Origin of the sequence: Flavobacterium hydatis (assembly GCF_000737695.1) — a bacterium.
In the GTDB taxonomy this organism is placed as follows: Bacteria; Bacteroidota; Bacteroidia; order Flavobacteriales; family Flavobacteriaceae; genus Flavobacterium; species Flavobacterium hydatis.
In genome coordinates, this window is the sequence record NZ_JPRM01000048.1 from 1 (window position 1) to 13,703 (window position 13,703).

The following is a 13,703-nucleotide window of genomic DNA, read 5'->3' on the forward strand; positions in this document are numbered from 1 at the left end:
TTTCCTTTTTGATAAAGGAGTTTTAAAATCAACATCATTTGATATTCCGATTATTGCAGTTGGTAATCTTAGCGTTGGGGGAACTGGAAAAACACCACAAATAGAATATTTAATCCGATTGTTATCAGATAAATATCAGGTTGCAACACTTAGTCGTGGATACAAACGACAATCTGAGGGTTTTGTACTTGCTGATGAAACTTCTAATGCTGTTATATTAGGAGACGAACCTTTTCAGTTTTTTCAAAAGTTCAAAAATATCCAAGTTGCGGTTGATGCAAACCGAACAAACGGAATTCAAGAATTACTTTCTCAACCTAAAAAGCCTCAGGTTATTTTGCTTGATGATGCATTTCAGCACCGAAAAGTAAAAGCGGGTTTTTATATTTTGCTCACTTCATACGGGGATTTATATGCAGATGATTGGATGTTGCCAACCGGAAATTTACGAGAAAGCAGGAGTGGAGCAAAAAGAGCTAATATTGTTATAGTAACCAAATGCCCTTCTGGACTTCAGGAATCCGAACAGCAAAATATTCGTAGAAAGCTAAAACTAGAATCAACACAAGAATTATACTTTACTTATATCGATTATGATGATTGTATTTATTCTCAAACGGGGAAATTAGCAGTCGAAGAAATTAAAAATGAGCGAAAATTACTTTTGGCAGGAATTGCAAAGCCAACACCATTTTTTGAGTTTTTAAAATCTAACGATGATGAATGTCTTACATTCCCTGATCATCATCACTTTACAGAAACGGATATTACAACGATTGCGAATAAAGCAAAAAAACATAAAATTATTACCACCGAAAAGGATTATGTTCGCTTAAAAGGCACTAATATTGCGCCGCAATTATTTTATTTGCCAATAAAAAGCACTTTTATTAATTATCAAAATAATTTTGATACAACAATTTTAAATTATGTGGGAAAAAGTTCAGGAAACAGTTAGTTATATAAAATCAAAAACACAGTTCACACCAGAATATGGAGTGATTTTAGGTTCAGGTTTAGGAGGTTTTACAAATGATATCGAAATAGAGTATACATTACCTTATAATGAAATTCCTAATTTTCCGGTATCTACAGTTCAAGGTCATAAAGGAGCTTTAGTTTTTGGAACTATTGGAGATAAAAAAGTGGTTGCGATGCAAGGTCGTTTTCATTTTTATGAAGGATATACTATGGAAGAAGTTACTTTTCCGGTTAGAGTAATGAAGTTTTTAGGGATTACTAAATTGATGGTTTCTAATGCTTCAGGAGGAGTAAATGCAGCTTACAAAGTAGGTTCGATAGTAATTATTAAAGACCACATTAATTTTGCACCAGAGCATCCTTTGCGTGGTAAAAATGATGAGCGTTTTGGACCTCGATTTGTAAATATGAGCGAGCCATATTCTAGAAAGATGATTATTAAAACCAAAGAAATTGCTTCAAGATTGAATATTGAAATTCATGACGGAATCTATTTTGGTTTACAAGGGCCAACTTTTGAAACTTTGGCTGAATATAAAATGGTTAAGATTCTTGGAGCAGATTGTGTAGGAATGTCAACTGTACCAGAAGTTATCGTAGCACGTCATATGGATGTAGAAACTTTTGGAATCTCTGTAATTACCGATATGGGTAACGAAGAAAGTATAGATACAATCTCGCATGATGAAGTTCTTGAGGCGGCAAAAATGGCTGAGCCTAAAGTAAGAGCTTTGATAAAAAACTTGATTTTAGAGTACTAAGCGCTTACGTTAAAACATTTAGCGATAATGCTGTAAAATTCATCAGGAACAAAGGGTTTTGTTATTACGTCGTTCATCCCGAATGATAATAACATTTCCCTGTTCTCATCTAGCGAAATAGCAGTTAGAGCTATAATTGGTGTTATCTTGTCAAATTCTCTAATATATTTAGTGGCAGTGGTTCCATTTATTCCAGGTAAATGGACATCCATTAAAATCATATCAAAACGTTTGATTTTTAATAACTCAATCGCGTCCTCTCCATTATCAATTACCTCGCAGGTGATGCCTTTGTTTTCAAGCATTTTACGAGTAATCATTTGATTAATTCTATTGTCTTCAATCAATAGAATATTTTTGTCTTTTAGTTCGTAGTCGTTGTACAATTTGATTTCTTCTTTAATAGCTAACGGTTCACTATCTATTAAAAACTTTAGTTTAAAAGTAAAGGTAGAACCTTTACCAACCTCGCTTTTAAGATTGATTTCCCCGCCTAGCATTTCGGTTAATTTTTTTACAATTGTAAGTCCCAAACCAGTTCCTCCATATTTTCGGTTAACCTCTATAGAGCCTTGCGAAAAACTTTCGAAAACAGTTTGTAGTTTGTCCTCTGGAATCCCTATTCCAGTATCAACTATTTCAAAATAAACAGTTGCCGCTTCGTCTTTTAAGGAGTGTAATTTTACGATTACATTCACACGTCCATTTGCTGTAAATTTTAAGGCGTTATTAATCAGATTCATTATAATCTGAGACAATTTTGTTGGGTCACCAATTAAATTGTCAGGAATGCTTTTGTCGATATCTAAGTTAAAATAATTTTTATTGGCTGTAGCCAATTCCTTCAAAGAACTTTGTATGTTTATTAATAATTCTTTTAGATTAAAACTTATATTTTCTGTTTCGAGTTTGTTAGAATCTATTTTGTTGATTTCTAGTATTTCATTAATAAATGTAGTCAAATAATTCCCTGAAAACTTTAATGATTCTAAGTATTTTTTCTGTGATTTTTTAGGGTTGTCCTCTATTAATAAATGCGTAATTCCGTTAATGGCATTAAGAGGCGTTCTTAATTCATGACTCACCGTCGATAAAAATTCAGATCTGGCTTTAGATGCCTTTTCAGCTTTATTCTTTGCAATAATTAACTCATTGTTTTTTTCTCTTAAAAGCATATTATTCTGATTACGAATAATGTTGTTTTTGTAAAGAGATAAACTCAAAAGAGATAAAATAGAGATTAAGGCAATAGCAAGAATACTTATTAACTTAGAATATTTATATGTTTTTTTATCTTCAATATCCTTCTTCTCTTTTTGGATAGCGCTGTTTATTACCTCTTTAGTCTTGAATTTTTTAAAATCGTCAAAATCAGATTTTGAGTTTTTTAATTTATAAATATAGTTTTTTAATTGATAATGTTCATCCAGATAAGTATAAGCTCTGTCGTAATCCTGATGGTTTTTATAATATTTGCTAATAGCTAATAAAATTGTTGCCTTCTGGTTGAGGTCATTACTTTTGGTGGTTAATGCTAATGCTTTGTCTAGGTAATATATAGCGGAATCATTTCTTTTTAGATGACTCTCGATAAGACCGAGTTGATAGTAAGCATCAGTTTTTGTTCTTAAAGTATTTTTGTTATCAGGTAATTCAATTATTTTTTTGAAAGTAGAGATTGCCAAATCATATTCGTGATTAGTTTTTAAAGCAATTCCTTTTTGAAGACTTAATGCCTGAGTTGAGTCAACGATATTTAACTGCTTAAATACCGATTTTGACTTGTCGAAATATGTTTGAGCAAGATTATGCTTTCCTCTTTCGGTATTGGTTATTCCGATATAATGAAGAGCAAGTGCTTTGGTAATAGATAAAGGTTTGTCTTTTAATAAATCAACACTTTTATTGAAGTTGATTAAGGCCTCATCATATTTTTTCTGATTGTAGTAAATTTTACCAAGTTTAAAAGTTTGGCTGGCTTGGTTTTCTATTTTATGGTTTGTTTGACAAAATAGAATTGATTTTTCGGTAAAAATCTGTGCTTGGTTATACTTGTTTTCTTTAAGACTAGAGTTTGCCTGTTGGTCATAATAGACAACACTATCTGTATTCCGATTGAATTGGGAATACAAAAATGAACTGAAAAAACTGATTAGGATAAAAAGATATTTCATGTATTGTAATACTTTTTATTAGTAGTTTATACTTCCTTAGTTAGCAATATCAAATCAATTAATCTTGATGAATACCCAACTTCGTTATCGTACCAACCTACAACTTTTACCATTTTATCGATTACAGATGTAAGTTGTGCATCAAATAAGCACGAATTCGGATTTCCAATAATATCAACAGATACAATAGGGTCTTCGGTATAATCTAAAATTCCTTTTAAACTAGTTTTTGCTGCATTCTTGAATGCTTCATTAATCTCTTCAATTGTAACGGCACGTTTTACATTAAATGTAATGTCTGTTAATGATCCATCAGGAACAGGAACACGTATACCGCAACCACCAATTTTGTTTTGTAATTTGGGGAAAATCTTAGTTAATGCCTTTGCTGCGCCCGTTGTTGTAGGAACAATAGATTGGCTCGCACCTCTGGCTCTGCGCAAATCTTTATGGGGTTGATCGTGCAGACTCTGATCTGTTGTGAATGAATGTATTGTTGTAATGTAGGCTTGCTCAATACCACAAAGATCATCGATTATTTTAATCATAGGAGCTGCATTGTTTGTGGTGCAACTCGCATTAGAAATTATTGTTTCAGTTCCGTCCAGTATTCCTTCATTAACACCTAAAACGACCGTTTTGATCGTATCAACTTCAGATGGTGCAGATATAATGACTTTTTTTGCTCCGGCAATAATATGTGCATTAATTTCTTCATGCGTTTTATATTTACCGGTCGATTCTATAACATAATCTATGTTACAGTCTTTCCAATTTAAGTTTGAAATGTTTTTTTCATGGAAAAACAAATAATGCTTTCCATCTACGATTATTCCATCTTCGTCACTGCTTACCACAAACGGCAACACACCATGAATACTGTCGTATTTAATAAGGTGAGCCATAGTCTTGGTGTCGGCAATATCATTTATGGCAACAACTTCAATTTCAGGATGGTTTAAGAGTAATCGAAACAAGTTACGACCAATTCTTCCGAAACCATTAATAGCAATTCGTATTTTTTTATTCATTTAAAATAAAATATTCAACATTTAAAACTTAAAGAATATGTTTTTGCGCTTTGTAGGATGAACGCACCAACGGACCGCTTTCGACGTGGCGGAAGCCTAATTCTAGTCCGAATTTTTCGTATCTGGCAAATTGATCTGGAGTGATAAATTCTTTTACGGGTAAATGTTTTTTACTTGGTTGTAAATATTGACCAATTGTTACTACGTCTACATTTGCATTACGCAAATCAGTCATAGTCTGAAATACCTCTTCTTCGGTTTCTCCTAGTCCAAGCATGATTCCAGACTTGGTTCTGTTGATTCCTTTTTCTTTTAAGTAGCGTAAAACTTCTAAGCTACGATCGTATTTGGCTTGTATACGTACTTCACGAGTTAATCGACGAACAGTTTCTACGTTATGAGAAACAACTTCTGGATTAGCTTCTACAATTCTGTCAATGTTTCTTTCGATTCCTTGAAAATCAGGAATTAATGTCTCTAAAGTCGTATTTGGATTCATACGTCGAATTGCTTTCACGGTTTCAATCCAAATAATCGAACCACCATCTTTTAAATCATCTCTATCTACACTCGTTATAACGGCGTGTTTGATATTCATGATTTTAATAGAACGGGCTACTTTTTCTGGTTCGTCCCAATCTACAGTCTCAGGCCTTCCAGTTTTTACACCACAAAAACCACAAGAACGTGTACAAACGTTACCTAAGATCATAAAAGTAGCTGTTCCTTCTCCCCAGCATTCACCCATATTTGGGCAGCTTCCGGAAGTACAAATTGTATTTAAACTATATTTATCTACTAAACCACGTAGTTCAGTATATTTTTGTCCGATTGGGAGTTTTACCTTCAACCATTTTGGTTTTCCGATAGGTAAATTATTATCTATAACGCTTTCCATATTCATTATTCAAAGTACAAAGATAAGCAATGTTGTTTATTTGTTTATTTGTTTATGCTTTAATTTATAAAAGGATAACAAAATGAGTGTTAAATTCTTTTTTGCGAATTATTAATAATTCAAGATGAATGAAAGTTTTTTTGATGAAAATCGCAATAAATAGTCAGAATTTATGAAATTACAAGATAATTTTTTCTTCTAAAATTAATTGGTTTCCGAGATACGGGTATTTTAAAGATGTAGTATATTTGCTACAGTTAATTTAATAATTAAAAAGATGAAAAGAAAAACGATAGCGTTAGTTGTTTTGCTTGCAACTTTTGGTTTTACACAAGCCAATGCGCAAATAAATTTAGGAGAAAAAGCTTTAGGAGCTGTTCAAAAAGGAGTTGCGGGATTTACATTTAGCGATGCCGATGCAGCAGCTTTATCAAAAGAAGCAGTTGCAGAAATGGATGCTAAAAATCAGATTGCTCCAGCTACAGATGGTTATGCAATTAGACTAAACAGATTGTTTGGAAAACATACTGCTGGAGAAGGATATACATTAAACTACAAAGTATATATGCTAAAAGAAGTAAATGCATTTGCAACTGCTGATGGTAGCGTACGTGTATATTCTGGTTTAATGGATATTATGGATGATAACGAATTGCTTGCAGTTATTGGTCACGAAATTGGTCACGTTGCCAATCATGATTCAAGAGATGCGATGAAAGCTGCTTATAAAAAAGAAGCTTTAATTGATGCTGCGGCTTCACAATCAGCAAAAATTTCTGCTCTTACAGATACGCAATTGGTAAAAATTGGAAATGCAATGATAGATAGTAAACACAGCAGAACTCAAGAATCTGAGGCTGATTTGTTTTCTTATAACTTCATGAAAAAGAATGGCTATAATGTAAATGCCGAAGAATCTGCATTTAGAATCCTTGCTAAAATGAGCGAAGGTGCCGAAGGATCTTTCTTGGATAAAATGATGAGTTCACATCCTGATTCTAAGGAAAGAGCAGATAATGCTAAAAAAAGAGCTGAAAAAGACGGATTATATAAACCATATGTTCAGCAAAAAATTGTTAACACTGTACCAGTAGCGGCAAAGAAAACAACGACTAAAAAACCAGTAGCTAAAAAAACGACTAAGAAATAATTAGATGTATTTTTAGAATTGAGAATAAAAAAAGCAGAACCTAGGTTCTGCTTTTTTTTATTCTATTTTAATACGTGGTGTGCTAATACTTTTTGAACCTCATATACATTTACCGATTTATTAAATTGTTTAATAATACTCGGATGTAATTCGCTCGAAACCCAAATTTTTAATTCTGCGTCAAGGTCAAAAGTTCCTGCAGTTTCTACACTAAATCTTGTGATGCTTTTGTACGAAATCGATTTGTATTCGGTTTTACTACCAGTTAATCCTTGTTTATCAACCAGAATTAATCGTTTTGTAGTAAAGATAAATGTATCACGAATAAGTTTAAAACCTAATTCTATTTCTTCGTTATCGGTTAAAAGTAAACCGTATTTTTTAATTAATTCGTCTTGACTTACTGTACCAGCATTACCAAGCATTGCGGAAAATATTCCCATAATTTATTATTTGTTTGATGATTTTAAAAAAGCAATTTTTATCAGTAAAGATACATTTTTTTATAAAAAACCTACTTTAGATAATTAGATAAGAATAGCTTTTTTAAAACAAAAGGGCATAAAAAAAGCAGAACCTAAATTCTGCTTTTTAATTTATATTTATTCTGTTTTTATTGTGATCGGTAGGTTATATGCAGTACGAACTGGTTTAGAATCAATCATTCCTGGAGTCCATTTAGTTCTTAAAGATTTTAAAACTCTTATAGCTTCTTTTCCTAATCCATATCCCGGATCATTTCTTACAAGAATGTCGGTCATACTTCCGTCTCTCTCAATTACAAATGATACATAAATACGAATTGTTCTTTCGCTATCTAATTCTGGACGATTAAAATTGTTTCCTACATAAGTATAAAACTTATTCATACCTCCCGGAAATTCAGGCAATTTGTCTAGAGAACCAATCGGTGTAGGTTCGTTAATAGTCGGAGCTGTTACCAACTCTGGTCCGCCGCCGCCATTTATAATGCCATTTTTTAATTTCCCATCACCTTCGCCTGTTGTTGCTGGTGCCGTCACAATGTTCTCTGTAACTGTTGCTATTTCCTGTGGTGTAGCTTTACTTGCTTCTACTATCGTAGGGTTTACAAGTTGGCTTTTTTCAATAGCAGTTTCAACAGGTTGAGATTTTACAGCAGGCATTTCTGCCGATTTCTTATTAATGTGAACTTCACTCACTTGTACAACTGTCGGTAAACTATCGGGGATAGTGGTTATTACATCGACTTTGCTCAGTTTAGTAATAAACATTGAAGCGCACACAATGGCTGTGGTAAAAAACAATCCCATGAAAAGTGCCTTAATTGAGTTTTTTGAACTTTCATGGCGTAACTGGTACGCGCCATACTCTTTGTTTCTGTTTTCGAATACAAGGTCAATCCATTTGTTTTCGTAGATGCTTGATGTTGACATAATTCACGGTTTTTTAAGGTTAAGTAGTGGTTAAATCATAAGCAAAAAATTGTTTTACCTGATAACGTTAATAATAAGAACTTTGGTATGCGGGATTATTGTTTATTTAAGAATAAAGGTGTAGATGTTTTATCCTTTGCTTAAAGATAATAAATTATCTTTTGTTTTTAATCACTTCTGCTAATAATTTTTTAGCGCGAAGTAATTTTATTTTTACATTGCTTAAAGGCTCATTTATTTTGAGTGCAATTTCTTGGTAACTCATTTCCTGAAAATAGCGTAGCTGAATTACTTCCTGATAATGTGGCTTTAATTCTTTTATGCAATGTAATAATCGGGATAAATTTTGTTCAGTGATTAATTCATCCTCTACCGACGGAGTAGTGTCGGCAATATTATAAGCTTGTTGGTTTTCCTGATCGGTGATTTCTATAAAAAGATTGGTTCTCTTTTTACGTAATAAATCAATATGTACATTCTTTGCAATGGCAATAAGCCAAGTGTTGAATTGAAATTCAGAATTGTACGTTTTTATTTTATCAAAAGCTTTAGAGAAAGTTTCGATGGTAATATCTTCGGCAATGGTTTCGTTTTCGGTACGTTTAAGCATGAAGCTATAAACTTCGTTCCAATAATGGTCCAACAAAAAAGTGAAGGCAATTTGATCTCCATTTTTTGCTTTCTCTATTTTAGAATTTATTTCCAATGTACCGGTTTTGAAAAGATATTAGTTATAAAGATATTAATTTGAGTGAATATAAGCACAATTTCTACGATAGGAAACCAAAATTTTAGGTCATTTTCTTTTAATTTACCTGCTGAGAAACCTACAACAAGCCACGCAGCAATATAGCGTACCAAGAATAAGCTTAAAACAATGATCCATTGAAATTGAAATGCAAGCAAAATAATAGCTAGTATAAAGAATAATAATTGAGAGCTATAAAAAATACCCAATTGAATTTTATCAAAAACTTTATAATAATTAGCAGTAGCTATATGTCTTCTTTTTTGAATAAACCAATCTCTATATGTTTCCTTAGGTCTAGAATACGTAAAACTTTCAGGAGAGTAGGATAGGGTTGTGTTACTTTCGTTAGCAGCTTCATTAATAAATAAATCATCGTCGCCAGAACGTACCTGAATATGTCCGATGAATCCGTTTACATTAAAAAACTCTTCCTTTTTATAAGCTAAATTACGACCAACTCCCATATAAGGATGACCTGCTTTTGCCCAAGAAAAATATTGTATTGCAGTAAGTAAAGTTTCAAATCGGATGATTTTGTTTAGGAAGGATTTTTCGATTCTCTCGTAAGCACCATATCCTAAAACAATTGTTTTATTCATTGTAAACTGAGAACTCATAGTTGTAATCCAGTTTTTAGAAGTAGGATAACAATCAGCGTCAGTAAATAATAAATATTCTTTTTTTGCGGCTTTTATACCTAATGTAAGCGCATATTTTTTATTACCCCAAAAGGCTTCGTTATTTTTTACTTTAACTAAACGGATAAGGTTAGGGTATTGACTTTCGAAAAGTTCAAAAATTTCTAAAGTTTCATCACTCGATGCATCGTCTATTAAAACAATTTCGAAATCTGGATAGTCTTGCTCTATTAAAAGCGGAATATATTTAACTGCATTTTCAGCTTCGTTTTTTGCACAGACTATAACCGAAATTGGAAGTCTTTTTGGAGTGATTTCCTGTGTTTTAGCAAAAGAGAATTTACTAAATATACCCAAATAGTATGTAAGTTGTACAACAACGATAGCAATAAAAAAGTATAAAATAATTGTAAGCATCTGATTTTAATGTCTTTTAATTTTGAATCTTGCGAGTGCAAATGTAATTATGAATTCCCGATTTTCAACCCTTAATTTGTAATTACTTTCTGCATTTTTCCATTTCTTTTGCAACGGCAATAGACTGAGGGTTTTCTGTTTTTTCTAAGGCTGTGATTATGTTTTTGTAATCTACATCGTCTCTATTTTGCGACATTTTTTTAGTAGCCTGAATTTCATCTATTTCAATCTCGAAAGCGATTATTCCGTGCGCTTGTCGCATTGTTTTTGCAGATAAATCTTCTACTCGAATAGGTTTTTCTGAACCAGCTTCGTATTTGTCTACTAATTTCTTCAGAGATTCGATTGCAGCTTCGTGATCTACAATTTTTATTCTGCCATAAATATGAACCGAACTATAGTTCCAGGTTGGTACATTTTCATGATTATACCATGATGACGAAATGTAACTATGAGGTCCGGAAAAAACAGCTAGTATCTGATCGTTTTGTGTAAAACCTTCTCCTTGCGGATTTAGTTTAGAGATATGACCACATAATATTTCTTTGCCATCTGCTCTGGTTTCTATTTCTAACGGAATATGTGTTGCCCACAATTTTCCATTCGTTTGATTGATTAATATCCCAAAGCTGTTTTCTTTAAGAAAAGCTCTTATTGCTTCAGGATCTTCATTTTTGAATATACTAGGTGTGTGCATATTATATTAAGTTTTTTCCAAAACAAATAGCCTCAACATTATTTGCATATTTGCCGTAGTTTGGAATGATTTTATAACCTGATTTCTGATAGAATTGTGTTGCTACTAGATTTTTAACCCGAGTTTCCAGAATTAATTCTTCGTAACCAATTTCTTTGGCTTTCGTCTCTAAGTAGGATAAAATAGATTGTCCAATTCTCTTTCGAGGATATTTGGCATACATCCGTTTTACTTCGCCAGTAGTTTCAGTAATTGGTCGTATTGCGCCACAACCTACGATTTCGTTATCGAGTTCGGCGGCAATAAATAAATATTTGGAGTTGTTATTGTTCCAATCTGTAAATGAGTTTTTCCCGTCGCTGCCAAAACGTTCCTGAAGATTTACGCATAGCTCATTAATAATAGGAGCTACGTTTTTGTTATCAGGATTTATTGTTTTGATAGATAGAGTTATACTCATATTTTTTTAGATTTAGATTACATTTACTTCGGCTTCTATATGTATTCCGAATTTTTCAAATACTGTTTTTTGGATGTCTTTAGAGATAGCCAAAATTTCTTGTCCAGTTGCGTTTCCGTAATTAACTAGAACCAAAGCTTGATTTTTGTGAATTCCGGCATCGCCAAAACGTTTTCCTTTAAAACCAGCTTGCTCTATAAGCCAACCTGCTGGAACTTTAACCTCAGTTTCGGAAACATCATAATATTTCATTTCGGGGAATTTCTGATGAATTTTTTCGAAATCTGATTTTAATAAAATTGGATTTTTAAAGAAACTTCCGCTATTTCCTAATTCTTTCGGGTCTGGTAATTTGCTTTGTCTAATCGCAATAACAGCATTACTAACGTCTTTTAATTTAGGATTTGTAATATTGTTTTTGGCTAACTCCGCAGTAATATCTCCGTACGAAGTATTAATTTTATGATTGCGCTTCGTTAGTTTATATGTTACAGATGTAATGATATATTGGTCTTTTACTTCATGTTTGAAAATGCTTTCGCGATATCCAAAATTACATTCGGCATGAGTAAAAGTTCTTATTGCCTGAGTTTCGATATTCATAGCTTGGCAAGAAACAAACGTATCTTTTATTTCGGTTCCGTAAGCGCCAATGTTTTGTACAGGAGTAGTGCCTACATTACCAGGAATAAGCGACATGTTTTCTAATCCGCCAAAATCTTGCTCGATTGTCCAGAGCACAAAATCATGCCATGTTTCTCCTGCTTGACTTTCGACCCAAACAAAATCATCATCTTCGTCAACTATCTTTTTTCCTTTTAAATCAATATGGATTACCAAGGCATCAATATCTTTGGTTAAAAGCATATTGCTTCCACCACCTAAAATAAATTTTGCCTGATTTTTATTTTCTTCTAATACCTTTTTCAATTCATCTATTGAATGTACAGCAACAAATTGTTTTGCTTTGGCTTCAATGCCAAATGTGTTATGGTTTTTTAAAGAAAATTGAGATTGAATTTCCATAAATGAGAAACTTTTTTGTAGAATTAATCGAAAGGTCAAAAGTAAGGATTATAATCTATTTTGGCTTGAGTTTCTATAAAATAACAGGCAATTAAATACATTAAAAAATAAATTGATACTATAATATCTTGTAAAAGCTTCAGATAGCTTTTTTAAATAAAGCTTTTTTAAATAAAGCTTTATTTTAAAGCCGCAATAAAAAGTTGCATTTCTTTCATTGTTCCAATTGTAATTCTTGTCCATTTTCCGTTTTCTTCATAGATTTTTGTTCCCATTATATTGTGATCTTTTAATTGCTTGAAATAATCTTTTTTATAATTGGCTAAAGACAAATAAATGAAATTTGAATAGGACGGAATACAAGTTATATTTAATTGGGTAAGTTGATCTATAGTATATTTTTTTGCTTCTTGATTTGAAGAATAAACCTGCTGAACAAATTTATCATCATTTAAAGATGCTATGGCTGCAGAAGCAGAGACAACGCTAACTGACATATTTGTAGATGATTTTAAATTGCTCAATTGTTCAATGGTTGCTGAATGTGCAATTGCATAACCGATTCGCGCGCCAGCTAATCCGTAAAGTTTTGAAAAAGTTTTGGTTATTATCAGGTTTTTGTTTTCGGTAACAAGGCTGCTAAATGATTGTTCTGTGGTAAAATTGATATAAGCCTCGTCTATAAAAACCATTGTCTTTTTGGTTGCTTCGTTAATAAACGATACCAATTTTTCTCTGTCACAAATTGTCCCTGTCGGGTTGTTGGGATTGCAGATGTAAACCATTTTTGTATCTGAATCAATAGCTTTTAACATTGATGTTAAATCATGTTTTTTGTCATTAGTTAATGGAATAGCAATTTTTTTTAAGCCTAATTTATCAGCAGGAGCTATCCAGTAATCGAATGTAGTTTCGGCAATTATAAAATTACCTTTGTTTAAAGCTGCATATTGAAGGACTAAATCTAAAATTTCAGTGGAACCTGCGCCCAATAAAATATTATTATCTGTAACGTTATCTTTTTTTGCAATAAGAGAAATTAATTCTGACCAAAGATTCCATCTATATCTATTACTGCTGTTTACACTTTCTGTCATGGCAGCACGAGCAAGTGGAGACGGGCCGTAAGGATTTTCATTTGACCTTAATAATATAGGAGAGTTATCTAAATTGGGTAAGATGTAATCTGATGGAGTATTTGCAAAGCTTTCAAATTGGCAAAAGCCTAATCCTATTGTGCCTAATCCTATTTGTTTCAGCCAGTTTCTTCTATTATTCATCTCTATTTCAGAATTAAATTAAAC

General features: G+C 32.4%; 14 protein-coding genes. 3 read left to right on the forward strand and 11 right to left on the reverse strand.

Annotation, left to right across the window (positions count from 1 at the left end; all coding sequences use genetic code 11):
* Together lpxK and IW20_RS22190 are read left to right on the forward strand one after the other, a co-directional pair.
* The coding region (gene lpxK, locus IW20_RS22185) for a tetraacyldisaccharide 4'-kinase (protein ID WP_035627753.1) at positions 1-958 on the forward strand (958 nt) is incomplete at its 5' end.
* Complete coding sequence (locus IW20_RS22190) at positions 930-1,742, forward strand: purine-nucleoside phosphorylase (protein WP_035627756.1); 813 nt, start codon at positions 930-932, stop codon at positions 1,740-1,742. The genes lpxK and IW20_RS22190, both read left to right, overlap by 29 nt.
* On the opposite strand, the gene IW20_RS22195 is transcribed toward IW20_RS22190, so the two are convergent.
* Genes IW20_RS22195 through lipA form a run of 3 tightly spaced genes read right to left on the reverse strand, consistent with a single transcriptional unit; the run spans position 1,739 to position 5,845 of the window.
* On the reverse strand, positions 1,739-3,916 hold the full coding sequence (locus tag IW20_RS22195; RefSeq protein ID WP_035627760.1) for a tetratricopeptide repeat-containing hybrid sensor histidine kinase/response regulator: 2,178 nt from the start codon (positions 3,914-3,916) through the stop codon (positions 1,739-1,741). The two genes, IW20_RS22190 and IW20_RS22195, sit on opposite strands and share 4 nt — an antisense overlap.
* A gap of 26 nt (positions 3,917-3,942) precedes the next feature.
* Positions 3,943-4,947 (reverse strand): type I glyceraldehyde-3-phosphate dehydrogenase, encoded by a 1,005-nt coding sequence (gene gap, locus IW20_RS22200; protein ID WP_035627762.1) that lies wholly within the window; start codon positions 4,945-4,947, stop codon positions 3,943-3,945.
* Between the two features lie 28 nt (positions 4,948-4,975).
* On the reverse strand, positions 4,976-5,845 hold the full coding sequence (lipA, locus tag IW20_RS22205; RefSeq protein WP_035627764.1) for a lipoyl synthase: 870 nt from the start codon (positions 5,843-5,845) through the stop codon (positions 4,976-4,978).
* Positions 5,846-6,122: 277 nt separating this feature from the next.
* On the opposite strand from lipA, the gene IW20_RS22210 reads away from it, so the two are divergent.
* Positions 6,123-6,995: a M48 family metalloprotease gene (locus IW20_RS22210; RefSeq protein ID WP_035627766.1), complete on the forward strand. Its 873-nt coding sequence runs from the start codon at positions 6,123-6,125 to the stop codon at positions 6,993-6,995.
* A gap of 62 nt (positions 6,996-7,057) precedes the next feature.
* Here IW20_RS22210 and IW20_RS22215 read toward each other — a convergent pair whose 3' ends face one another.
* From IW20_RS22215 to hisC, 8 genes are all read right to left on the reverse strand, one after another.
* Positions 7,058-7,438, reverse strand: coding sequence for a PH domain-containing protein (locus tag IW20_RS22215; protein ID WP_035627768.1), 381 nt, complete (start codon positions 7,436-7,438; stop codon positions 7,058-7,060).
* Between the two features lie 159 nt (positions 7,439-7,597).
* Positions 7,598-8,410, reverse strand: a complete 813-nt coding sequence (locus IW20_RS22220) for an energy transducer TonB (protein WP_035627770.1) — start codon at positions 8,408-8,410, stop codon at positions 7,598-7,600.
* 154 nt (positions 8,411-8,564) lie between these two features.
* Positions 8,565-9,116, reverse strand: coding sequence for an RNA polymerase sigma factor (locus IW20_RS22225; RefSeq protein ID WP_035627772.1), 552 nt, complete (start codon positions 9,114-9,116; stop codon positions 8,565-8,567).
* On the reverse strand, positions 9,107-10,216 hold the full coding sequence (locus IW20_RS22230; protein WP_035627773.1) for a glycosyltransferase: 1,110 nt from the start codon (positions 10,214-10,216) through the stop codon (positions 9,107-9,109). The genes IW20_RS22225 and IW20_RS22230 overlap by 10 nt, the downstream gene beginning before the upstream one ends.
* Positions 10,217-10,298: 82 nt before the next feature.
* Positions 10,299-10,913 (reverse strand): FMN-binding negative transcriptional regulator, encoded by a 615-nt coding sequence (locus IW20_RS22235; RefSeq protein ID WP_035627775.1) that lies wholly within the window; start codon positions 10,911-10,913, stop codon positions 10,299-10,301.
* Between the two features lies 1 nt (position 10,914).
* The gene (locus IW20_RS22240) at positions 10,915-11,373 is read right to left on the reverse strand and encodes a GNAT family N-acetyltransferase (RefSeq protein WP_051886114.1); all 459 of its coding nucleotides are present in this window, start codon (positions 11,371-11,373) and stop codon (positions 10,915-10,917) included.
* Positions 11,374-11,385: 12 nt separating this feature from the next.
* Entirely contained in the window at positions 11,386-12,399 is a 1,014-nt protein-coding gene (gene murB, locus IW20_RS22245) for a UDP-N-acetylmuramate dehydrogenase (protein WP_035627777.1), read from the reverse strand.
* A gap of 179 nt (positions 12,400-12,578) precedes the next feature.
* Complete coding sequence (gene hisC, locus IW20_RS22250) at positions 12,579-13,679, reverse strand: histidinol-phosphate transaminase (RefSeq protein ID WP_035627780.1); 1,101 nt, start codon at positions 13,677-13,679, stop codon at positions 12,579-12,581.
* Positions 13,680-13,703: the final 24 nt, after the last annotated feature.